Genomic DNA, 25,851 nt, shown 5'->3' with positions numbered 1-25,851 from the left:
CGCGCCGATCCGGTCGCGGCCGAGCACCTGCGCGAAGACGGCCGCGACGGTCTCCTCGAGCGGGGTGGACGGCGCGCGGAACTCGCGCGCGGCGAACTCGGGTTCGGGCAGCGCGGCGCGGTCGACCTTGCCATTGGCATTGCGCGGCACGGCATCCAGGGCGACCAGCGCCTCGGGAACCATGTAGCTGGGCAGCAGCCGCGCCAGGTCCGCGCGCAGCACCGCGATCTCCAGATCGCCGGTGGCGCTGAAGTATCCGACCAGCCGGGCCTCCGCTCCGGCGTCGCGCACGACCACCACGGCGTCGGCGACGAGCGGATGCGAACGCAGCGCGTGCTCGATCTCGGCGAGTTCGATGCGGTAGCCGCGCACCTTCACCTGGAAGTCACGGCGATCCACGAATTCCAGGACGCCGCTGCCGGATTCGACGGCCGGAGCGAGCCAGCGCACCAGGTCGCCGGTGCGGTACAGGCGTGATCCGGCGGGTCCGAACGGATCGGCCACGAAGCGCTCGGCGCTCAGATCCGGGCGATCGTGGTATCCGCGCGCCAGCTGCGCACCGCCCAGGTACAGCTCGCCGGTCACGCCGACCGGGACCGGACGGAGGCGATCGTCGAGCACGTAGACCCGGTTGCCCGCCTCCGGCATGCCGATGGGCACGACGGCCTGACGGATGTCGGTGTCGGTCCGGAATCGGGTGACCGAGACCGCGGCCTCGGTCGGCCCGTACAGGTTGTCGATGCGAGCGCCGGTCGCGGCGTGCGCGCGGCGCAGCACGTCGGCGGGCAGCGCCTCGCCGATGACCAGCAGCCGGCGCAGCGATTCCGGCAGCCCGCCCGCGCCCGCCACCTCGACCAGCATGGCCAGCAGCGACGGGACCAGGGTCAGGGTGGTGACCGATTCCCGGCGCACCAGATCCAGCAGGCCCTCCGGATTCTGCTGTGCCCCTTGCGGAGCCAGCACCAGGCTCGCGCCGGTGCGCAGCGCCCACCACAGCTCCCAGACCGACAGGTCGAAGGCCGCGGAGGTCATCCACAGCACCGAATCGCCTTCGGCCAGCGGGTATTCGGACTGCATCCAGTCCAGCTGGTGCGCGACGGCGGCCTGCGGCAGGGTGACGCCCTTCGGCTTGCCGGTCGAGCCCGAGGTGAAGATGACGTAGGCGGCATCGGACGGCGAGATCGGCCGCACGCGTTCGTGATCGGCGATCGGGGTGGCGGGCAGCGCGGCGTCGGCGGCCACCGCGACATCCACCACGAAGGTCGGCTCGGGCAGGTCCGGCAGCGTCATGGGACGCTCGGCCGAGACCAGTACCACGCCCGGCGCGGCCGCGTCCAGCACGGTCGCGGTGCGCTCGAGCGGATGCGCGGGATCCAGCGGCACGTAGGCACCACCCGCGCGCAGCACCGCGTACATGCCGATCAGCAGTTCGATACTGCGCGGAATCGCCAGCGCCACCAGTGCATCCGGCCCGGCGCCGCAGCCCAGGAGCACCCGGGCGAGGCGGTTGACCCGCTCGGAGAAGTCCCGGTAGGTCAGCGCGCGACCGCCCTCCACCAGGGCGATGGCGAAGGGGGTGCGGCGCACCTGCTCGTCGAATCCGGCCAGCAGGGTGTGCGGGGCGAAGCCGCTGTCGGCCGCATTCCACGACACCAGCAGGCGTTCGGTCTCGGCCGCGCCGAGGATGTCGGCATCGCCGATGGGGCGGCCGGGATCGGTGACGACGGCCGCCAGCAGGCGCTGGAAGCGCTCGGCGAATCCGGTCACGGTGGCTTCGTCGTACAGCGCGGTGACATAGGTGAGCGAGGCCGCCAGCCCGGCGGGCGACCCGTCGGCGTGGTAGCGGTCGGTGATCACCAGGTGCAGATCGAACTGCGACACCTCGGAGTCGAATTCCACTGCGGCGGCGGACAATCCGTCCAGCTCGAAGCTTGCCCCACGCTGGTTGTGGAAGGAGAAGCCCACCTGCACGAGGGGATGGCGGGCGGTGGAGCGCTCGGGATTGAGCACCTCCACCAGCCGCTCGAAGGGCACGTCCACATTCGAGAACGCGGACACGTCGGCGGCGCGCACCCGATCCAGCAGGCGGGTGAAGCTCTCCCCCGGCGTGATCTCGGTCCGCAGCACCAGCGTGTTCACGAACATGCCCACCAGGTCGTCCAGGGCGGCGTCGCCGCGTCCGGCGACCGGGGTGCCGACCGCGATATCGGTGACGCCCGCGAGCCGGGACAGCAGCGCGGCGAAGGCGGCGTGCACGGTCATGAACAGGGTCGCGCCGGTGGCGCGGCCCAATCCGGCCAGCGCGGCGTGGGTTTCGGCGTCGATGGTGAAATCGACGCGGCGGCCGTGGGTGTCCATGACCACCGGGCGCGGGCGGTCGGCCGGCAAGGTGAGCTGGGGCGGCAGGCCGGCCAGCGTCTCCGTCCAGAAGTCCAGCTGGCGCGAGACCAGCGACTCCGGATCGGATTCCGAGCCGAGCACCGCGCGCTGCCAGACCGTGTAGTCCGCGTACTGGACCGGCAGCGGCGTCCACGCCAGGGCGACGCCGCGTTTGCGCGCGGCGTACGCGGCCATCACATCGCGGGCCAGCGGGGCCAGCGAGGTGCCGTCGCCGGAGATGTGGTGCAGCACCACGACGAGGACGAATTCCGCGGTGGCTCCGGTGGATTCGGTGGAGTCGACCTGGAACAGGCGAGCCCGCAGCGGCACCGTCTCGGTGACATCGAATCCCGCGCCGAGCACCGCGCCGATGGCCGTCATGACCGCGTCGGCGGTGACGAGCACCGGCACCAGTCGCGGCGGCAGCGCCTCGGCCACGGGCAGCACGACCTGCACCGGGCCCGAGTCGGTCTGCGGGTAGATGGTGCGCAGGACCTCGTGCCGCGCAACCACATCCGCGATGGCGGCGTCGAGGGCGGCGATATCCAGCTCACCGGTCAATCGGATGGCGAGCGGGATGTTGTAGGCGGTGGAGTCCGGGTCCAGGCGGTTCAGGAACCACATGCGCTGCTGGGCCAGGGACAGCGGGATCGGACCCGTACCGGTACGCGGGGTCAGTGCCGGGCGGGCCGGTGCGGCCGAATCCCCGTGCGCCGGAGCGGCAGCGGCGGCGAGCGCCGCGACCGTCGGGTGTTCGAAGATCGTCCGCACGGACACCGTGGTGTCGAAGGCCGCGCTCAGCCGGGCCGCCAATTGGGTTGCGGTGAGCGAGTTTCCGCCGATAGCGAAGAAGTCGTCGTCCAAGCCGATGCCGGTGTCGCCGTCGTTGCCCAGCACCGCGGCCACGGTCTCGGCGACGGTGCGCTCGGCCGGGGTGCTCGGCGCCCGGAACTCCGCGCTGCGGAAGACGGGTTCCGGCAGCGCCTTTCGATCCAGCTTGCCGACCGGGGTGAGCGGAATGCGGTCCAGCACCATGATGGCGGCGGGCACCATGTACGCGGTGAGCGAGCGACCGGCGTGTGCGGCCAACTCGTCCACGTCCACGGTGCGGCCGGGAACGGCGACCACATAGGACACCAGGGAAACCGCGCCCTTCGGCCCGGTGTGCCCGAGGGTGACCGCGTAGTCGACCGCTTCGTGGGCGAGCAGCACCGCGTCGATCTCCCCGAGTTCGATGCGCAGGCCGCGCACCTTCACCTGATGGTCGGCGCGGCCCACGTATTCGATGACGCGGCGGCCGTGCGGGCGCACGGCCCAGCGCACCAGGTCGCCGGTGCGGTACAGGCGATCGCCGGGCGCGCCGTACGGGTCCGCGACGAACATGCCGGCCGAAAGGCCCGCTCGCGCATGGTATCCGCGGGCCAGGCCGGGACCGTTCAGGTACAGCTCGCCGGTGACGCCGGCCGGGACCGGACGCAGCCGGGCGTCGAGCACGACCGCCGACATGCCGTCGATGGTGACGCCCATGTCGAGTGCGTCGCCCGGCCGCAGCCGCTCGCTGATCGTGGCGATGATGGTGGTCTCGGTCGGGCCGTAGGTGTTGTGGAAGCCGCGGTTCGCACCCCAGCGGTCCACCAGATCGGGGCCGTAGTACTCGCCGCCGACCGTCAGCCGCCGCAGGTCGGGCAGCTGCTCGGAGTCGAGGGTGCCCAGCACGGCCGGGGTGATGAAGGCATGGGTCACCTGTTCGGCGCGCATGAGGGCGGTGAGTTCCGCGCCGCCGTACACATCGGCCGGGGCGATCACCATGCTCGCGCCCGCGGGCACGGCCATGAGCAGTTCCAGCATGCAGCCGTCGAAGCTGGGCGAGGACACCGCCAGCACCCGCGAGTCGGCGGTCACCGCGTACGCGGCCCGCTGGGTGGCGGCCACGCCCGCCACGCCGCCGTGGGTCGCGACGACGCCCTTGGGCAGGCCGGTGGAACCGGAGGTGTAGATCATCCAGGCCGGGTTGGCCGGGCGCACCGGGCGCACCAGGTCGGTTGCCCTGATCGGGGTGGCAAGGCTGTCCCGCAGCGCGTTTCGAGTGTCGTCGGCGTCGATGACGAGCCATTCGGCCGCGCCGGGCAGCTGATCCCGGTACTCGGCGATGGTGAGGCCGATGGCCGCGCCCGAATCGGTCAGCATGTGCACGATGCGGTCGGCCGGGTAGGTGGGGTCCACCGGGACGAAAGCCGCGCCGGTCTTGGCGACCGCCCACACGCACAGGATCGACAGCTCCGACCGCGGGACCGCGACGGCGACGAAGTCCTCCGCGCCGAGCCCGCGAGCGATGAGAAGCCGTGCCAGTCGCGAGGATTCGGCATCGACCTGGGCGTAGGTGAGGGTGCGGCCCCGGTAGCGCAGTGCCACCGCGTCCGGGGAGGCCATGGCGGTGGCGGTCAGGAGTTCGCCCAGCGTGACCGGCCGCACGGCGGCGGTCGCCGAGCGGTCCAGCAGACCGTTGCGCTCGGACGGCGACAGCAGTTCGATGTCGCCGATGCGCACGCCCGGATCGGCCGCGACCGCACCCAGCACCCGGCCCAGCCGGCGCAGCAGGGTGGCGGCCGTGCCGGCGTCGAAAAGGTCGGTGGCGTAGTTCAATTCGATGGCCAGGTGGCCGTCGGAATCGAGTTCGTCGGAGACGGTGAACTGCAGGTCGAACTTGGCGATCGGATGCTCGAAGCCGACCGGTTCCAGCACCAGACCGGGCACCGCGTGGGTCTGCGCGCCCAGGTTCACGTAGCTCAGGGCCACCGTGAACAGCGGATTGCGAGCCTGCGTGCGCGCCACGCCCAGGGCATCCACCACCTGATCGAACGGCACGAGCGCGTGTGCGAACGCGGCCAGATCGGCGTCGCGGGTGTGCGCCAGCAGGTCGGTGAAATCGCGGCCCGGTTCCGGGTGGGTGCGCAGGACCAGGGTGTTCACGAACATGCCGACGAGTTCGTCGAGCGCCGCTCCGCCACGACCGGCCAGCGGGGTGCCGACGGCGATATCGTCGGAACCGGTGAGCCGGGACAGCAGCACCGACAGCGCGGCATGCCACACCATGAACGGGGTGGCGTTGTGTTCCTTGGCGATTCGATGCAGTGCGGTCGCGACCTCGCCGCTGATGCGGGCGCGGGCCACCGCGCCGCGCTGCGAGGCGACGGCCGGGCGCGGCCGGTCGGTCGGCAGGGCGAGTTCCTCGGGCAGGTCGCGCAGGCGCTCGGTCCAGTAGGCCAGCTGCTGCACGCCGGTGCGTTCCAGCATGGCGCGCTGCCACAGGGCGTAGTCGGCGTACTGCACGGTGAGCTCCGGCCACACCGGGGCGGTGCCGGCCGTGCGGGCGAGGTAGGCCGAGATCACGTCGCGCAGCAGCGGATTCATGGAGAAGCCGTCACCGGCGATGTGGTGCAGCACCACCACCAGCACATGACTGTGCTCGGATTCGCGCACCAGGGCGGCGCGCACCGGCACCTCGGTGGTGACATCGAAACCGGCGCCGACGAATTCGGTCAGCCAGGCGTCGTCGAGCGGGCCCGCGGCGGGGCGCACCTCGAGGTCGAGGGCCGCCGTTCCCGCCGGGAGCACCACCTGCTGTCCGGTTCCGGCGGCATCGGCCGGGTAGAGCGTGCGCAGGGTCTCGTGCCGGTCGGTCACATCGGCGAAGGCGGCCCGCATGGCGGGCAGGTCCAGGGTGCCGAGAATGCGCACGGCGGCAGGCAGGTTGTTGACGCCGGATTCCGGATCCAGGCGGTTCAGGAACCACATGCCCTGCTGGGTGGGCGAGAGCGGCACGATCTCCGGACGCGGGCCGGCCACCAGCGGCAGCAGGTCGTCGCTCGCCTCGCCGCCGCCGGTCAGGCGGGCGGCGAGCGCGGCGACGGTGGGGGCCTCGAACAGCAGGCGCACCGGGATGCGGCGGCCCTGGCGTTCGCCGATGCGGGCCAGCACGCGCATGGCGACCAGGGAGTTGCCGCCCAGGTCGAAGAAGTCGTCGTCCGCACCGACCTGTTCGACGCCCAGGATGGCCGAGAACTCCTCGGCCACAATCAGTTCGGCCGGGGTGGACGGGGCCCGGTAGACGCTGCCGCCGAAGGCCCCGGACAGGCGGGGGTCGGAGGCGGCGTCCGGCAGGGCCTTGCGGTCCAGCTTGCCGGAGGAGTTGAGCGGGAATTCCGGCAGCACGATGACGGCGGAGGGGATCATGTAGGACGGGAGTTCGGCCGCTGCGGCGGTGCGCACTGCGGCTTCCAGTTCCGTTGTGTCCGTGCTTACTTCGCCGTCGGCGACAGCCGTGACGTAACCGATCAGGTGGTCGCCGGTGGCCGTGGTGGCAACCTGCACGGCAGCCTGCGCCACCCCGGGCACCGCCGCCATGACCGCCTCGATCTCACCGAGTTCGATGCGCTGACCGCGGAACTTCACCTGGAAGTCGATGCGGCCCAGGTACACGAGTTCGGCGGTGCCGCCGTGCGATTCCCAGCGCACCAGGTCACCGGTGCGGTACATGCGCTCGCCCGGGGCGTCGAACGGGTTGGCCACGAAGCGATCCGAGGTCAGATCGACGCGGCCGTGGTAGCCGCGGGCCAGCTGCGTGCCGGCCAGGTACAGCTCGCCCGCCACTCCGGGCAGAGTGGGGCGCAGCCGCGAATCGAGCACGTAGACACGGCTGTTCCACTCCGGGACGCCGATCGGCATGACCGCGCGATCGACCTCGCCGGTGACATCGCGGTAGGTGATGCTGACCGCGGCCTCGGTCGGGCCGTAGAGGTTGTGCAGCCGGGCAGCGGAGACCTCGCCGAAGGACCGCACCGTCTCGGCGGGCAGCGCCTCGCCGATGACGAAGACCTGTCGCAGACTGCGCAGCGCGCCGCGCAGTCGCTCCGGATCTGCGGCGGTGGCGAAGACGCTGAGCATGGACGGCACGAAATCGGTGACGGTGACGCCGTATTCGGCGATCACGTCGGTCAGGTAGCCGGGATCACGGTGGCCATCGGGTGTGGCGAGCAGCAGGGTCGCGCCGACGCGCAGCGGCAGGAACCAGCCCCACAGCGAGACGTCGAAGGTGGTGGCGGTCTTCTGCAGGTACACATCGGCCGGGGTGAGGCCGTACTCGTGCTGCATCCAGGCGCACTGGTTGACGATGGCCGCGTGGGAGACACTGACGCCCTTGGGCTTTCCGGTCGAACCCGAGGTGAAGATGACGTAGGCGGGCTGGTCCGGATGCACGGCGGCGCGGCGCTCGGCAGGCGCGATCGGGGCGGCGGAGTAGCCGTCCAGGTTCACCGCGTCCACCAGGATGGTCGGCCCGGCGTAGCCGGTCTCCACCAGATCCGTTGTGCTGGAGAGCAGGGCGGCCGGCTGGGCGGTGTCGAGGATGTGGGCGATGCGCTGGGCCGGGTGGTCGGGGTCGATCGGCACATACGCGCCGCCCGCCTCGAGCACCGCATAGATGGCGATCACCAGCTCGGGTGAACGCCGAATAGCCAGGGCCACCAGCGATTCCGGGCCCACGCCGGTGGTGATCAAATGGCGGGCCAGCCGGTTGACGCGGGCGGCGAACTCACCGTAGGTGAGTGTCAGGCCGGGCGTTCCGTCCTCCGGGGCGTAGCGCAGCGCCGGGGCGTCCGGGGTGGCGGCGGCCTGGGCCCGGAACTCGTCGAGCAGCATGGCCCCGGCGGGTACCGGGTGGCCGGAGGCGTTCCAATCGGTGAGCACGCGCCGCCGTTCGGCGGACTCGAACAGGTCGATATCGCCGACGACGGTGTCCGGGTCGGCGACGACGGCGGACAGCACGCGCAGCAGCCGCGCGCCCATCGCATCGATGGTGGCGGCGTCGAAAAGATCGGTGGCGTAGGTGAATCGGAGCACATCGCCGGTGACGGTGAGTTGCAGGTCGAAGCGGGTCGTATCGTGCTCGAGCGCGTGCTCGGCCACGGTGACCTCGCCCAGCCGCATGCTGACCGGAGTCAGGTTCTGGTAGAACAGCGCGACCTGGAACAGCGGGTGGCGGCCCTCCGAACGCGGCGGGTCGAGCACCTCCACCAGCCGCTCGAACGGGACGTCGGCATTCGCGAACGCATCCAGATCGCCTGCGGCGACCCGGCGCAGCAGCTGCGCGAACGGCTCCGCGCCCGGCACCTCCGCCCGCAACACCAGCGTGTTCACGAACTGGCCGACCAGGTCGTCCAGCGCGGCGTCGCCGCGGCCCGCGATCGGTGCGCCGATCGCGATATCGGTCGTGCCGGACAGGCGGGCCAGCAGCACCGCCAGGGCGGCGTGCACGACCATGAACGGGGTCGCGTCGAAACGGCTTGCCAGCGTGTCGATTCCGGCGAGCAGTCCGGCGTCGAGCGTGACGCTCCGCGCGGCCGCGGCATGGGAGGCCACCGCCGGACGCGGACGGTCGGACGGCAGATCCAGCTGGGCGGGCAGCCCGCGCAGGGTGTGCCGCCAGAAGTCCAGCTGGCGTGCGGCGAGCGAACCGGGGTCTGATTCGTCGCCGAGCACCTCCTGCTGCCACAACGCGTAATCGGCGTACTGCACCGGCAATTCGGTCCACGCCGGTGCGGTGCCCGCGACGCGGGCGGCATAGGCGAGGGCGATATCGCGCGCCAGCGGACCCATGGAGAAGCCGTCGGCGGAGATGTGGTGCACGACCAGCACCAGGATGTGCTCGTCCACGGCCACCCGCGCCAGGCCGATGCGTACCGGCGCGGCAGCGGTGACATCGAACGGCTCGGCGGCGAACGCGACCAGTGCGGCCGGGTCGGCGGCATCCAGTTCGATGATCACCGGCACGGTCTCGGCATCCAGAATGTGCTGGTAGCCATCGCCGTCCAGGTCGGGGTAGACGGTGCGCAGGGTCTCGTGCCGGGCGATCACATCGCCGATGGCGGCGGTCAGGGCGGCGGTGTCGAGCGCGCCGGTGAGCCGGATGGCGACCGGAATATTGTGCACGAACTCGGCCGGGTCGAACCGGTTGAGGAACCACATGCGGCGCTGCGCCGGGGACAGCGGGATCAGTTCCGGGCGCGGGCGGGCGGTGAGCGGAGCCCGGCCGCCGGTGCCGGTGAGTTCGGCTACGGCAGCGGCCAGTTCGGCCACGGTGGAGGCATTGAACAGCAGCCGAACGGGGAGGTCCGCGTCGAAGGTCGCGCCCAGGCGGGCGGCGGCGCGGGTGGCGGTGAGCGAATTGCCGCCGAGGGCGAAGAAGTCGTCGTCGAGGCCGATGTGCGCGACGCCGAGCAGTTCGGTGAAGACCTCGGCGACGGTCAGTTCCGCCGCGGTCACCGGAGCGCGGTGCTGCTTGGCCGCGAAGACCGGTGCGGGCAGTGCCCGGCGGTCCAGCTTGCCGGAAGCATTGAGCGGCAGGGCATCCAGTGTCACGAAGGCCGAGGGGACCATGTAGGACGGGAGGGTTGCTGCCAGGGCGGACTTCAGCTCGGCTGTGTCGAGGACGCTCTCCGCTGCGGGGTGCTGCGCTTGCCCACCCTGCGCCCCTGGCGCAGACTGCCCAAGCGCACCAACGAGGTAGGCCACCAGGTGGTCGCCTGTGCGGGCGTCGGAGCGCAGGACCACGACTGCCTGGGCGATGGAGTCGTGGGCGGTGAGGGCGGCCTCGATCTCGCCGAGCTCGATGCGCAGACCACGCAACTTCACCTGGAAGTCGGTGCGGCCCAAGTACTCCAGCTCACCCGCGCCGGTCCACTTCACCAGGTCGCCGGTGCGGTACATGCGCTCGGCCGTGCCGAAGGGGTTGGCTACGAAGCGATCCGAAGTGATATCGGGGCGCGCGATATAGCCGGTCGCGAGCTGATCGCCCGCGAGATACAGCTCACCCGCGACACCCACCGGGACCGGATGCAGTCGCGAATCCAGCACGTAGACACGGGTATTGAAGACCGGCGCGCCGATCGGCACGGTGCTGGTGTCAGCGTCGACGACCTCATGGAAGGTCACGTCCACCGCGGCCTCGGTGGGACCGTACAGGTTGTGCAGGCGCGCACCGGTCAACTCACGCAGCTGCTGCGCGGTCGCGGCGGGCAGCGCCTCGCCCGAGGCGAAGACCTGCCGCAGACCGATCGGCGTGGCGGCGGTGCCCTCGGCGAGGGCGGCGACGAAGACCGACAGCATGGACGGCACGAAATGCGCCGTGGTGACGCCCTCTTCGGCAATGATCCGCGCCAGGTAGGCCGGATCGCGATGCCCGTCCGGTTTGGCCACAATCAGCTTCGCGCCGACCTGCAACGGCCAGAAGAACTCCCACACCGACACATCGAACGTGGCCGGAGTCTTCTGCAACACGACATCTTCAGTAGTGAGACCGTATTCGGCCTGCATCCACACCAGACGATTCACGATCGCCGCGTGCGAAACCGCCACGCCCTTCGGGCGGCCGGTCGAACCCGAGGTGAAGATCACGTACGCGGTATCCGAATCACGCAGCGGCGCGAACCGTTCCGACTCGCTCAGCGGCCCATCGGAGTAGGTGGTCAGGTCCAACAGGTCGATGCGCACCTGGGCGGTATCGATCGGCAGGTCTTCGCCGGAGGTGAGCACGGTGACCGGCGAGGCCACGGCGAGCACGTATTCCGTGCGCTCGGCCGGGTGGTCCGGGTCCAGCGGCAGGTACGCGCCGCCGGCCAGGGTGACGGCGTACATGCCGACCACCAGGTCGAGGGAGCGGCGCATGCCGAGCGCCACCACCGCACCGGGCTCGACACCCTGGGTGATGAGGTGCCGGGCCAGGCGGCGCGCCCGCGCGGCCAGCTCGGCATAGGACAGACCTGTCCCCTCGAAGCTGACGGCGGTCCTGTCCGGGGTGCGCTCGACCTGCGCCTCGAACAGTGCCGCCAGCGTCCGCGCGCCGCCGTTCAGCACGGCGTCCAGGTCGAAAGCGGTGTCGTTCCAGCCGGATACGACCAGGTCGTATTCGGCGGCATCGAGCAGATCGATATCGGCGATGCGGATGTCCGGATCGGCGAGAGCCGTGGTCAGCACCCGGACGAAGCGGCGGGCAATGGCCTCGACGGTGGGGGCGTCGAACAGATCGGTGCTGTAGCGCAGGATGGCGTGCAGTCCGGCGGCGTCGGTCTCGGTGAGGGCCAGCGCCAGATCGAACTGCGCCACCTGATTGCCGAGCGGGAAGCCGGAGACCTCCAGGCCCGGCAGCTCCAGGACGTCGCCGGTGCGCTGCTCGAAACCCAGCAGCACCTGAACGATGGGCGAGTACGCCTGGGAGCGCACCGGATTCAGCTCGTCCACCAGGCGCTCGAACGGCAGGTCCGCGTGCGCGAAGGCGCGTACGTCGGTGTCGCGAACCTCCGCCAGCAGCTCGGCGAAGCTCGCGCCGGGCCGGACGGCGGTGCGCAGCACCAGGGTGTTGACGAACATGCCGACCAGGTCGTCGAGGGCCTCCTCGGCGCGCCCCGCCACCGGGGTGCCGATGGCGATGTCCTCGGTGGCCGACAGGCGCGACAGCAGTGCCGCGAAGGCGGCGTGCAGCACCATGAAGTCCGAGGCTCCGTGGGTGCGCGCGAAAGCCGCCAGGGCCGTGGCGGTTTCGGCGGGGATCGCGAATTCCAGCGACGAACCCCGACCCGTCGCCACCGCCGGGCGGGGACGATCCGTGGGTAGTTCGAGCACCGGCGCCAGTCCGGCCAGTTCGGTGCGCCAGTGCGAGATCTGCTGGGACAGCACCGATTCCGGGTCGTCGGCAGAGCCGAGGGTCTCGTGCTGCCACAGCGTGAAGTCGGCGTACTGCACCGCGAGCTCGGGCAGCCCGTGGTCCGCTCCGGCGGTGCGGGCGGCGTAGGCGGCCATGAGGTCGCGGGCCAGCGGGCCGGTGGAGACGCCATCGGCGGCGATGTGGTGAGCGACGAACAACAGCACATGATCGTCGGCCGCCGCCCGGAACAGGGCGGCGTGCACCGGAATCCGCGTGCGCAGATCGAACGGGACGGCCGCCGTGGCGAGCACGGCGTCGGTCAGCTCGTCCGCCGCCACCGGGACGGCCGCCAGCGAGGGCAACACCACCTCGGAGAAGGGCAGCACCACCTGGTGCGGGCCCTCGGCATCTTCGGGGAAAACGGTGCGCAGCGACTCGTGCCGCTCGATCACATCGGCGACAGCCAGGCGCAATGCCCGCTCATCCAGGGTTCCGGACAGCCGGATGGCGACCGGGATGTGGTAGACCGCCGACTCCGGGTCCAACCGGTGCAACAGCCACATGCGGGTCTGTGCCAGCGACAGTGGGATTCGCGCCGGACGACGGCGAGCAACCAGTGCCGAGCCGGGCACCTCCGCCCCCGACGCCTCCCCCGCGCGCAGCGCGAGCGCCGCGACGGTCGGGGCTTCGAACACATCCCGCACATTCAGATCGCAGCCCAGCGCCGCATTGGCCCGCGCCACCAGCCGCATGGCCAGCAGCGAGTTGCCGCCGACCGCGAAGAAGTCGTCGTCCGCGCCGATCCGCGCGTCCGCGCCGGCTCCGACGAGCGTGGCAATCAGCTCTGCCAGCACGGTTTCCGTTCCCGCACGCGGCGCGCGGTACGCCGCCGCACCCACCTCGGCGAGCTCGACAGCGGGCAGCGCCTTCCGGTCCAACTTGCCGGAGGCATTGAGCGGCAGCTCAGCCAGCAGCACCAGCGCCGAGGGCACCATGTACGCGGGCAGGTTCCCCGCCACGGCAGACAGGATCTGTTCGCGGAGGGCGGCATTCGCCTGGGCATCCGCCGCATCGGCCGTCGCGATGGGCACGACGTAGGCGACGAGTCGCGCTCCGGCGGGGTCGGTGTCGCGGCCCTGGAGCACGACGGCGGCCTGGACCACCGAGTCCAGCGCGGTCAGGGCGGCCTCGATCTCGCCGAGCTCGATGCGCAGGCCGCGCAACTTCACCTGAAAGTCGTTGCGGCCCAGATAGTCCAGCTCACCGGCGCGGTTCCACCGGACTAGGTCGCCGGTGCGGTACATGCGGGTGCCGGGCACACCGAAGGGGTCGGCGACGAAGCGATCCGAGGTGAGGTCGGGGCGGGCCGTGTAGCCACGGGCCAGCTGGTCGCCCGCCAGGTACAGCTCACCCGCGACACCCACCGGAACCGGACGCAGACGCGAATCCAGCACGTACACCCGGGTATTGAAGACAGGCGCGCCGATCGGCACGGTGCTGGTGTCGGCGTCGACGACCTCGTGGAAGGTCACGTCCACCGCGGCCTCGGTGGGACCGTACAGGTTGTGCAGGCGCGCACCGGTCAACTCGCGCAGCTGCTGCGCGGTCGCGGCGGGCAACGCTTCACCGGAGGCGAAGACCTGCCGCAAGGGCACGCTTCCATCCGGTGTTACTGACCGGCCCTCTAGACCAGAAACGAATACCGCGAGCATGGACGGCACGAAGTGGGCGACGGTCACGCCTTCGCGGGCAATGAGATCCGCCAGGTAAGCGGGATCGCGATGGCCGTCCGGCTTGGCCACGACCAGCTTCGCGCCGATCTGCAAGGGCCAGAAGAACTCCCACACCGACACATCGAACGTGGCCGGAGTCTTTTGCAGCACAACGTCTTCGGTGGTCAGGCCGTATTCGGTCTGCATCCACACCAGGCGGTTCACGATCGCCGCGTGCGAGACGGCCACACCCTTCGGGCGGCCGGTCGAACCCGAGGTGAAGATCATGTAGGCGGCATTGTCGGGGGTCAGAGCGCCCAGGCGGTCCGTATCGCGGACCGGTGCGGCGTCGAATCCGGTCAGGTCCACCTGATCCAGGCGCAGCGCCCGGACCTCATCGGTGGTGGGCAGCGCCACACCCTCCACCGTCAGAACCAATGTGGGAGCGGCGGTTTCGAGGATGTGGGCGATGCGGTCGGCCGGGTGGTCCGGGTCGATGGGCAGGTACGCGCCACCGGCGCGCACAATGGCCATGATCCCGGCCACCAGGTCGATCGAGCGCGGCACCGCGAGGCCGACCACCGACTCCGGACCGACGCCTTCGGAAATGAGCAGGCGGGCAAGGCGATTGACGCGGCCTTCGAATTCCGCGTAGGTGAGCGTGACGCCCTCGAAGGCCACCGCCACCGCGTCGTCCGGGGCGGTGCGGCGATCCAGCAATTCGCACAGTGTTTCCCGGGCCACCGGGTACGCGGTGGCATTGTGATCCGACAGCAGGGTGCCGCGTTCGCTCACCGACATGAGCTCGACATCGCCCACCCGGGTGCGGGTGTCGGCCGCCAGGGCCCGCACCACGCGTTCGAAGGCGGTCAGGAACCAGTCGGCGGTTTCGGCGTCGAACAGGTCGGCGGCATAGCGCAGGTGGATGTCGAGGCCGTCCGGCGCACCGTCTGCGGTGTAGCGGTCGCTCAGCGTCCAATCCAGGTCGAATTGGATGGGAGCGGTACCGGTTTCGAGGGCGGAGATCTCCAGGCGATGCAGGCGGATCTCGGGTTTGCGCTGATTCTGCAGGGTGAGCGAGACCTGGTAGAGCGGTGCGTGCGCCTGCGAGCGCACCGGATTCACCGCCTCCACGATCTGCTCGAACGGCACGGCCGCGTGATCGAAGGCGGTGAGGTCGACATCGCGGACGTGCGTGATCAGCTCGGCCAGGGTGGCCTCGGCGGGGACCTCGGTGCGCAGCACCAGGGTGTTGACGAACATGCCGACCAGGTCGTCCAGGGCCTGATCACCTCGGCCCGCGACGGGCGCGCCCACCGCGATATCGGAGCCGGCGCCGAGCCGGTTGAGCAGCACCGCGAGCGCGGTGTGCAGCACGATGAACGGGGTGACCCGCAGTTCGCTCGCAATGCGGTCGACGGCGGCGTGCAGGACGGCGTCCAGGCGGCCGGTGACCGCGCCGCCGCGATTGCTCGCCACGGCCGGACGGGGACGGTCTGCGGGCAGCTCGATGACCTCGGGCAGTCCGGCCAGGTGACCGGTCCAGTAGCCGAGCTGGCGGGCCAGCACGGATTCGGCGTCCTCGACGCGGCCCAGCGCGGCGCGCTGCCAGAGCGCGAAGTCGGCGTACTGCACCGGAAGCGGTTGCCAGCGTGGGGCATTGCCCGCGCAGCGGGCCACATAGGCGGCGGCCAGATCGCGGGTGAGCGGGGCGAAGGACCAGCCGTCGGCGGCGATGTGATGCACCACCACCAGCAGGATGTGCGTGGTGATTTCGGCGTCGTCCACCCGCAGCAGCCGGGCGCGCAGCGGCACCTCGGCGGTGACGTCGAACGGGGCCCGCGCCACCTTGGTCAGGATCTCGGGAACCTGCTGGGCGGCAACGTTTTCCGGAACCAGGTCGAGGAGCCTGGTCCCGGCGGGCAGCACCAGCTGGGCGGCCTCGCCGTCGTGTTCGGGGTAGAGGGTGCGCAGCGTCTCGTGCCGGGCGATCACGTCGGCGACGGCCGCGCGCAGGGCATCGAGATCGAGCGCGCCGGTGAGGCGCAGCGCGAACGGGATGTTGTATGCGCCGCCGCGGGCGTCGAAGCGGTTGAGGAACCACATTCGCTGCTGGGCGATGGACAGCGGCACCCGGTCGCCGCGCTCCTGCGCGGTCAGCGGGGGCAGCAGCGAGATCGGCTGTCCCTGACCTGATTCCAGGTCGCCGAGCCGCGCGGCGAGTCCGGCCACGGTCGGGGTCTCGAAGATGGCGCGCAGCGGCAGTTCGACGCCGCCCGCCTTCGCGAGCCGGGCCGACAGCTGGGTGGCAATCAACGAGTTGCCGCCGAGGTCGAAGAAATCGTCGTCCGCACCGATGCGTTCGACGCCGAGCAACCCGGCGAAGACCTCGGCCACCAGCCGCTCCCCCGGTCCGCTCGGCTCGCGGAACTCGGTGGGCTCGAAATCCGGGGCGGGCAGGGCGGTACGGTCGGCCTTGCCGGAGGCATTGACCGGGAAGTGCTCCATGAGCACGAACGCCGATGGGACCATGTAGGCCGGAAGACGCTGCGCCAGAGCCGCTTTCAGACTATCAGCGGTGAGCGTCGCACCGGCCGCGGGCACCGCGTACGCCACCAGCCGATCGCCGGTGCCGTGATCGTCGCGCACCAGCACCACCGCCTGCGCCACCTCGTCCGAGGCCAGCAGCGCGGATTCGATCTCGCCGAGTTCGATGCGCAGGCCGCGCACCTTCACCTGGAAGTCGGTGCGGCCCAGGTACTCCACCACCGCGTCACCGGGCCGGACGAGACCGGTCCGCGGATCGCGCGGTTCGAGCCAGCGCACCAGGTCGCCGGTGCGGTACATGCGGTCGCCGGGTGCGCCGTAGGGGTCGGCGACGAATCGGTCACCGGTGATATCGGGCCGGTTCAGGTAGCCGCGCGCGAGCTGCACGCCCGCGAGATACAGCTCGCCGGGGACGCCGGCGGGCACCGGATGCAGCCGGGCGTCGAGCACGTACAGGCGGGTGTTCCACACCGGGCGGCCCATCGGCACGGTGGTCGCCGCACCGCCGGGCTGACTCGAATCCGGCTGCGCCTCATGCCAACTGACCTCGACGGCAGCCTCGGTGGGTCCGTACAGGTTGTGCACCCGCGCGCCGGTCAGTTCCCGCATGCGCAGGGCGGCGGCGGTGGGCAGCGCCTCACCCGAGCAGAACACGGTGTGCAGGGTGCGGCAGTGCCCCGCCTGCCCGGTGGCCTCCAGTTCGGCCACGAACACCGTCAGCATGGACGGCACGAAGTGGGCGATGGTGATGCCCTCGGCGCGAATGAGTTCCCGCAGATAGGCGGGATCGCCGTGCCCGTCCGGGCGGGCCAGCACCAGGCGCGCGCCGACCAGCAGCGGGCCGAAGAACTCCGGCACCGACACGTCGAAGGTCATCGGCGTCTTCTGCAGCAGCACGTCATTCGCGTCGAACGGGACGTACGCCGACTGCATCCACACCAGGCGGTTGACGATGGACCGGTGCGACACGGCCACGCCCTTGGGGCGGCCGGTGGAGCCGGAGGTGAAGATGACGTAGGCGGTGTTGTCCGGATGCAGCGGGCGCAGCCGATCCGCGTCGGTGACCGGCCGGTCCGGGACGCCGGACAGGTCGACCCGGTCGATGCGCACCTGTGGCGTCCAGACCTCGTCTCCCGCAGTGGTTTCCAAGTCGAAGCCGGAGGTGAGCACGCACACCGGGCGCGCGGTGGCGAGGATGTGCTGTCGTCGCTCGGCCGGGTGGTCGGGATCCAGCGGCACGTACGCGCCGCCCGCCAGGGTGACCGCGTACATGCCGGTGATCAGGTCCAGCGAACGCCGCATGCCCAGGGCCACCAGCGATTCGGGGCCGACGCCCGCGCGAATCAGCCAGTGCGCCAGGCGGTTCGCGCGCGCGGCGAACGCGGCGTAGGACAGAGTTGTCCCCTCGAAGGTGACCGCGGGTGCGTCGGGGGTGCGGGCCGCCTGCGCCTCGAACAGGGCGGGCAGGGTGAGCGCGGGGTCGACGAACGTTGCGGTGTCGTTCCATTCGCGCAGGACCCGGCCGCGCTCGGCGGCATCCAGCAGTTCGATATCGCCGACGCGCACGGTGGCGTCGGAGGCGGCGGCTTCGAGCACCCGCACGAAACGGGTCGCGAAGGATTGCGCGCTGGCGGCGTCGAAGAGTTCGGTGGCGTAGCGCAGGCTGCCGGTGAGCCCGTCACCATCTTCGCCGATCACCAGGTGCAGATCGAATTTGACGGTGGGGTCGGCGATCTCGACCGGGGTCACGGTCAGCTCGGGGAGGGTGAGCGTGCCCTCCGCCGCGCGGGCCCCCTCGGTGAAGCTGAGCATCACCTGGAACAGCGGATGCGCGCCGGTGCTGCGATCCACGGCCAGCGCGTCCACCAGCCGCTCGAACGGCAGGTCGGCATGGGCGAACGCGGCCAGATCGGTTGCCCGCACGCCCGCGACCAGATCGGCGAAGGTGGCGTCACCGTCCACGCGGGTGCGCAGCACCAGGGTGTTGACGAACATGCCGATGAGCGCGTCGAGTTCGCGCGCGCCGCGACCGCCGACCGGCGAGCCCACGGTGATGTCGGCGGTGCCGCAGAGCCGGGCCAGGGCGGCGGCGAAGGCGGCGTGCACGACCATGAACAGGCTGGCCTGCTGCCCCCGCGCCAGCTCGCGCAGTCCGGCGGCGACCGTGGCGTCCACCGAGAACTGCACGGCGGCACCGGCATTGGTGGGCTGCGCGGGCCGCGGGCGGTCGGTGGGCAGCGGGAGCTGCGCCGGAGCCCCGGCGAGCGCGTCCCGCCAGAACGCGAGTTGATCGTGCGCGAGGTCACCGGGCCGGTCGGCCGCACCGAGCAGCGCGTGCTGCCACAGGCTGTAGTCCGCGTACTGCACGGCCAGGGGTTCCCAGCCGGGTTCGGCGGCGCGCAGCCGGGATTCGTAGGCCCGCACGAGATCCGCGACCAGCGGCGGCATGGACAGTGCGTCGGCGGCGATGTGGTGCACCACCACGACGAGGACGTACTCGGCCCCGGCGCGCAGCGGGGCGCCGGGACCGTGGTCCACCACGAGCAGAGCGATGCGGGAGGGCAGGTCGGCCGTCACGTCGAAACCGGCCGCGGTGACGGCGGTGACGGCGGCGGTCAGGTCGGCGGCGTCGACCGGAACCGGGTTCAGGCTCAGGCCGATCTCGGCGATGTCCAGAATCTGCTGGTAGGGGCCGTCTTCGGTGGCCGGGTAGAAGGTGCGCAGGGATTCGTGCCGGGCCATGACGTCCAGCACCGCCTGCTCGAGCGCGGCCAGGTCGAGGCGGCCGGTCAGGCGCAGCACCACGGGCAGGTTGTAGGCGGTGGCCTCGCCGTCCTCGTTCTCGACGCGGTTGAGGAACCACAGTCGCTGCTGGGCGGGCGAGAGCGGAATGCGGTCGGGGCGCGGCTGCGGGCGCAGCACGGGCCGGGCCGGCTCGGGGCGCAGGGCGGCCACGGCGGCGGCGAAACTCTCGACCGACGCGGATTCGAACAGCGCGCGCACCGGAATTCGCGCACCGAGCTCCTCGCCGATGCGGGAGGTGACCTTGGTGGCGTCCAGGGAGCTGCCGCCGAGGGCGAAGAAGTCGTCGTCGAGGCCGACGCGGTCGGTGCGCAGCACCTCGGCGAAGACCCGTGCCACCAGTTCCTGCACGGCGTCGGCGGGAGCGCGGAAAGCCTTGGCCTGCAGGACCGGAACGGGCAGCGCCTTGCGATCCAGCTTGCCGCTGGTGTTCAGCGGGAATTCGGCGAGCTCGACGAGGGCGGTGGGCACCATGTAGGACGGCAGCAGACGGGTGAGGCCGTCCTTGAGCGCGTCGAGATCGAGTTCGGCTTCGGGCGTGGGGATCACATAGCCGGCCAGGTAGTCGCCGGAGTCGCCGTCGATCAGGCGCACGGCCGCCTGGCTCACCTCGGGGGCCGTGAGCAGGGCGCTCTCGATCTCGGCCAGTTCGATGCGCTGACCGCGGAACTTGATCTGGAAGTCCGAGCGGCCCAGGTAGATCAGCTGACCGTCCGCCGACCAGCGCACCAGGTCGCCGGTGCGGTACATGCGCTCGCCCGGACGGCCGAAGGGGTTGGCCACGAAACGATCCGAGGTCAGATCGACCCGGCCGTGGTAGCCGCGCGCCAATTGCACACCGGCCAGGTACAACTCGCCGGGCACGCCGGGAGCCACCGGGTGCAGTCGCGAATCCAGCACGTAGACCTGCGAATTCCACTCCGGCTCGCCGATCGGGACGGTGGTCTCGTCGTCGCCGGTGGCCTCCACGAAGGTGATGGACACCGCGGCCTCGGTGGGGCCGTACAGATTGTGCAGGCCGGCGTCGCACACCTGCTGGAAGGCGGTCACCGTCTCCGGCGGCAGCGCCTCGCCGATGGCGAAAACGTCACGCAGCGAGGTGAGTTCGTCTCGCTCGGCGTGCGCGGCGAAGACCGCGAGCATGGAGGGCACGAAGTCGGTGAGCGTGACCCGGTGCCGGGCAATGGTTTCCGCGATGTAGCGGGGGTCGCGGTGGCCGTCGGGGGTGGCGACCACCAGGGTCGCGCCCGCGCGCAGCGGCAGGAAGTAGCCCCACAGTGAGACGTCGAAGGTGGTGGCCGTCTTCTGCAGGTAGACGTCGCCGCCGCGCAGCCGGTACTCGGACTGCATCCAGGCCAGCTGATTGGCAATGGCGCGGTGAGTCACCGCCACGCCCTTGGGTTTTCCGGTGGAGCCGGAGGTGAACAGCACGTAGGCCGGGTGCTCCGGGCGCAGGGCGGCGCGGCGGTCGCGATCGGTGAGCTTGGTGTCGGCGAAGCCGGACAGATCCAGATCGTCCAGGTGGTGTACGGGGACGGTGGCGCTGTCCGGGAGGGCGAAGCCGTCGCCGTGGGTGGTGAGCACCGCGTGCGGGCGGGCGGTGTCGAGAATGTGCCCGACCCGCTCGGGCGGGTGTCCAGGGTCGACCGGCACGTACGCGCCGCCGGCGCGCAGCACCGCGTACATGGCGACCACCAGCTCGACCGAGCGCGCCATGCCCAGCACCACCAGGGATTCCGGGCCCACGCCGGTCTCGATCAGGTAGCGGGCCAGGCGGTTGGCGCGGGTCGACAGCTCGGCGTAGGTGAGCTCGGCGTCGCCGAAGACCAGGGCGCGCGCGGCCGGTGTGCGGCTCGCCTGGGCGTCGAAGCCCTCGTGCAGGAACTGGTCGGGCACCTTGTGGCCGGTGGCGTTCCAGCTCGACAGGACGTAGTCGAGTTCGCCGGCGTCGAGCAGGTCGACATCACCCACCGGGCGGTCGGCGTCGGCGACGACGGCGGTGAGCAGGCGGGTGAACTTGGCGGCGAACGCCTCGATGGTGGGGGCGTCGAAAAGGTCGGTGGCGTAGGTGTATTCGAGCCGGTAGCCGTCGCTCGACTCGCCCACGGTCAGCTGTAGATCGAACTTGGCGACGCCGGGATCGAAGTCCACCGGCTCGGCGGCCAGGCCCGGCAGGGTGGCGGTGAGGTCGCCCAGGTTCTGCATGAACAGCGCCACCTGGAACAGCGGGTGCCGGTTCTGCGCGCGGGCCGGATTCAGCACCTCGACCAGGCGCTCGAAGGGCACGTCCCGGTGCGCGAAGGCGCGCAGATCCCGGTCGCGCACCTGGGCGATCAGGTCGGCGAAGGAGTCCGCGCCGCGCACCGAGGTCCGCAGCACCAGGGTGTTGACGAACATGCCGACGAGATCGTCCAGGGCGCGTTCGCCGCGGCCCGCCACCGGGGTGCCCACCGCGATATCGGAGGTGCCGGACAGCCGGGCCAGCAGGGCGGCCAGGGCGGCGTGCAGCACCATGAACGGGGTGGCGTGCTGCCGGGCGGCCAATTCGTCGATGGCCGTGCGCAATTCGGTGCCGATCAGGGTGTCCACGGTCGCGCCGCGATGCGAGGACACGGCCGGGCGCGGGCGATCGGCGGGCAGGTCCAGCTGGGCCGGGAGATCGTCGAGTTCGGTGCGCCAGAATCGGATCTGCTGTGCCGCAGCCGATTCCGGGTCGTGCTCGGAGCCCAGCCGATCCTGCTGCCACAGGGCGTAATCCGCGTACTGCACGGCCAGTGCGGACCAGCCGGGCTCCGCGCCCTCCCGGCGGGCGGCGTAGGCGGTGACGAGATCGCGCAGCAGCGGGCCGATGGAGACGCCGTCGGCGGCGATGTGGTGCACCACCAGCACCAGCACGTGATCATTGCGCCCGGCGCGCAGCAGGCGCGCCCGCAGCGGGACCTCGGCGGTGACGTCGAAACCCTGTGCCGCCTCGGCGATCACGGCGGCCCGGACGGTCATCTCGGTCACGTCGACCGGGGTGAGATCGACCGGGTGGGCGGGCAGCACCACCTGCACCGGACCGGACGGAGTCTGCGGGTAGCAGGTGCGCAGGGACTCGTGCCGATCGATCACGTCGGCGACGGCGGCCGCCAGCGCGGACTCGTCGAGCTCACCGCGCAGGCGCAGGGCGAACGGCATATTGTCCACCGCCGCGGCATCGAAACCGGCGGTGGCGGCGGCAGCTTCGTCATTGGCGTAGGTGTTCAGGAACCACATGCGCTGCTGCGCGGGCGAGAGCGGAATCCGATCGGGACGCGGGGACACGGCCCGCAGAGCCGGACCCGAAGCCGCCGGGGCGGCCGGCCGGACCGCATCGTCTTCAGCGAAATCACCTGCGCCGGCACGTCCTTCGGCCAGCGCCGCCAGCGCGGCGGCGGAGGGACGGTCGAAGAAGTCGCGCATGTCCACGGTGATGCCCAGCGCCTCCGCCACGCGGGCGATGGCACGGGTGGCGATGAGCGAGTTGCCGCCGAGCGCGAAGAAGTCGTCGTCCGCGCCGACCCGCTCCAGCCCGAGCAGCTCGGCGAACACGGCGGCCACCGCCTGCTCACCGGCGGTCTCCGGCTCCCGGTATTCGACCGTGGCATCCGCGAATTCGGGTTCCGGCAGGGCGCGGCGGTCCAGCTTGCCATTGGCATTGACCGGCATCTCGGGCAGCACCATGAGCAGCGCGGGCACCATGTACTCGGGCAGGTGGGTGCGCGCCTCGTCCAGGACGGCATCGGTGTCGACCGCGCCGTCGGCCACCAGGTAGCCGACCAGGGACTGTTCCCCGGTGGCGCTCTGATGCAGGACGACGGCCGCCTGCGCGACCGACCGGTGCCGCAGCAGTGCGGCCTCCACCTCGCCCAGTTCGATGCGCAGGCCGCGCAGCTTCACCTGGAAGTCGCTGCGGCCCAGGTACTCCAGGGTCAGCGGACCGCCGCTCTCGGAGCGGATCCAGCGCACCAGGTCGCCGGTGCGGTACATGCGATCACCCAGCGCGCCTTCGGGATTGGCGATGAAACGCTCGGCGGTCAGGGCCTGGCGGCCCACATAGCCGCGGGCCAGCTGCACACCCGCCAGGTAGAGCTCGCCGACCACGCCGACCGGCACCGGGCGCAGGCTCTCGTCCAGCACCAGCAGATCGGTGTCATCGGCGGCCGCGCCGATCGGCACCGTGTCGACATCCTCGGCGGTGACCTCGTGCGCGGTCACGTCCACCGCCGCCTCGGTGGGGCCGTACAGGTTGTGCAGGGTCGCACCGCTCACATTGCGGAAGGCGGCCGCGGTGGCGGCGGGCAACGCCTCACCGGAGGCGAAAACCATGCGCAGCGAATGGGGTACGCCTGCGTCGTCGGCCGCGGCCGTCCGCTCGGCCTCGGCCACGAACACCGACAGCATGGAGGGCACGAAATGCGTGACGGTGATGTCCTTCTCGGCCATCACGCGCAGCAGGTACGCCGGATCGCGGTGACCGTCCGGCTCGGCGATCACCAGGCGCGCGCCGATCTGCAAGGGCCAGAAGAACTCCCACACCGACACGTCGAACGTGAACGGCGTCTTCTGCAGGACGGCATCGCCCGGGGTGAGCCGGTACATGCGCTGCCGCCAGCACAAATTGGCGACGATCGCACGATGCGACACCGCCACGCCCTTGGGCCGTCCGGTCGAGCCGGAGGTGAAGATGACGTAGGCGACATTGTCCGGAACCGCGTGCGGCAGTGGATCGTTCGCGGCCTCATCCACCACGGTGACCGCTTCGCTCGCGGATTCCGCCGCCGCCCGCTCGAATTCGTCGATGCGCAGCACCGGCACCTCGGCACCCAGCTCCGGCTGGTCGGCGGCGGTGGTCAGCACCACCACGGGCGCGGCGACCTCGAGCACGTAGGCGATGCGGTCCGCCGGATGATCCGGATCGATGGGCACGTACGCGCCGCCCGCCTTCAGCACCGCGTACATGCCGATCAGCAGATCGAACGAGCGCCGCACCGCCAGACCCACCAGCGCGTCCGGGCCGACCCCGCGCCGCACCAGCTCGCGCGCCAGCGTCGTTGCGCGAGCATAGAATTCGGCGTACGTGAGGGTGTCGTCGCCGAACTCCAGCGCCACCGCGTCCGGGGTGCGGGCCACCTGCTCCTCGAACAGGGTGACCAGCGTCCGGTTCGGCGCGAGATTGGGTTCCAGCACCGCCGCGGCGGCCTCCACCGCATCGTCGAGCAGACGCTCGAGCACCGCGGCGAGCTCGCCCTCGGCGCCCTCCATCAAGCCCGGCAGCTGACCCGAGACGACCACCTGCACCAGGGCCTCGGCCTCCAGCGCACCGCCCATGGCCTCGGCCAGCGCGCCCACCTCGGTGGCCAGCACGCCGTAGGACACGGCGGTCTCCCCGTGCCGCAGGGCAATCCGCTCCGGTTCCAGCCCGGCCACGGTCTCGATCAGATTCGGTAGGTCCGCGATGCCGTACGCGCGGCGCAGCGCCGCATGGCTGCCGTACCGGCTGAGGGCGACCGACTCCGCATGTGACATCAGAGGATTCCTTCCGACTTGCTTTCCGATCGAACGACCAGGGCCTGCGCGTCTCCCGACAAGCCGCGCAGTGCCTGGACGAGGCCGCCCGCGCCGAGGGCGGCCAGAATGCCGGGCACCAGCCCGGCGAGTGCGACGTTCACCAGCGTTTCCGGCTTCGCCGCGGCGCCCATGGCACGGGTGACGGCGGCGATCTTGGAGGCGAGGTCGCGGTAGGTGACGGTGTGGCCGGCGTGCTCGAACGCGACGGTATCCGGGGCGATCTCCGCCGCGGCGGCGATCAGATCCGGGAGCTCGGCGAGCGGGACAGGGGCTCGCTCCCCCGCACCCGGCGCGGTATTCGACTGTGCCGCTGTGCTGTTCGCCGCCGTGGCGGCCGCCCGGCCGGCGCCGTTCGGGCGCGGGTCCGTCTCCGCCGCGGTGCGGATGTCGATCGCGCGCACCGTCGTCGCCGGATCGGTGACCACGATGTCGAGCACCCGGAGCAGCCGCTGCACCAGCAGGTCCACCGTGTCCGCGCCGAAAATATCGGTGGCGTAGGCGAACTGCATGCGCAGGCCGGTGACCCGGCCGCTGTCGTCGTAGCGCTCCATGCCGGTCAGCTGGAGATCGAACTTGGCCTCGGACAGCTCCGGCTCCAGCACCTCGACCGCCAAGCCCGGCAGCGTCACCGCACCGGTGGGCATGTTCTGGAAGGTGAGCATGACCTGGAACAGCGGGGTGAAGGCGCTGGAACGGGTGCGGCCGGTTTCGGCCAGCACCGCCTCCACCACGCGCTCGAACGGCACATCCGCGTGTGCGAGGGCGGCCAGATCGCGATCGCGCACCTGCCGCAACAGGTGGGCGAAGGACATGCGGCTGTCCACCTCGGTGCGCAGCACCACGGTATTGACGAACATGCCGACGAGATCGTCCAGCGCCCTGTCACCTCGACCGGCGACCGGGACACCGATCGAAATATCCGGCTGGCCGGACAGTTTCGCGAGCAGGATCGCGAAGGCGCTGTGCACGACGCCGAACAGCGTGCTGCCGTGTGCACGCGCCAGTTCCGCCATACGGCCGGCGAGTTCGGCGTCGACCTCGAAATCGTGGACCGCGCCACGCATGTCGCGTCGAGCCGGACGCGGCCGATCGGTCGGCAGCGCCAACTGCTCAGGGGCCGTG

The 25,851-nt window shown here is 71.1% G+C and carries 2 protein-coding genes (both cut by a window edge); both read right to left on the bottom strand.

All coding sequences use genetic code 11. The features are described 5' to 3' along the window. Nucleotides 1–24,687, bottom strand: partial view of a non-ribosomal peptide synthetase gene (locus H0264_RS09120; RefSeq protein WP_181583557.1) — the 5' portion only. It extends 7,428 nt beyond the left edge of the window; the window shows 24,687 of its 32,115 coding nt (coding positions 1–24,687); it begins with the start codon at nt 24,685–24,687; its stop codon lies off the left edge, out of view. Continuing rightward, nucleotides 24,687–25,851: the final stretch of a non-ribosomal peptide synthase/polyketide synthase gene (locus tag H0264_RS09115; protein ID WP_181583556.1), read on the bottom strand. 16,874 nt of this gene lie beyond the right edge of the window; the window shows 1,165 of its 18,039 coding nt (coding positions 16,875–18,039); its start codon lies off the right edge, out of view; it ends in the stop codon at nt 24,687–24,689. The genes H0264_RS09120 and H0264_RS09115 overlap by 1 nt, the downstream gene beginning before the upstream one ends.

Origin of the sequence: Nocardia huaxiensis (assembly GCF_013744875.1) — a bacterium.
GTDB lineage: Bacteria > Actinomycetota > Actinomycetes > Mycobacteriales > Mycobacteriaceae > Nocardia > Nocardia huaxiensis.
The sequence above is the reverse complement of the archived record's forward strand: the minus strand, read 5'-3'. Positions and strand labels throughout refer to the sequence as shown.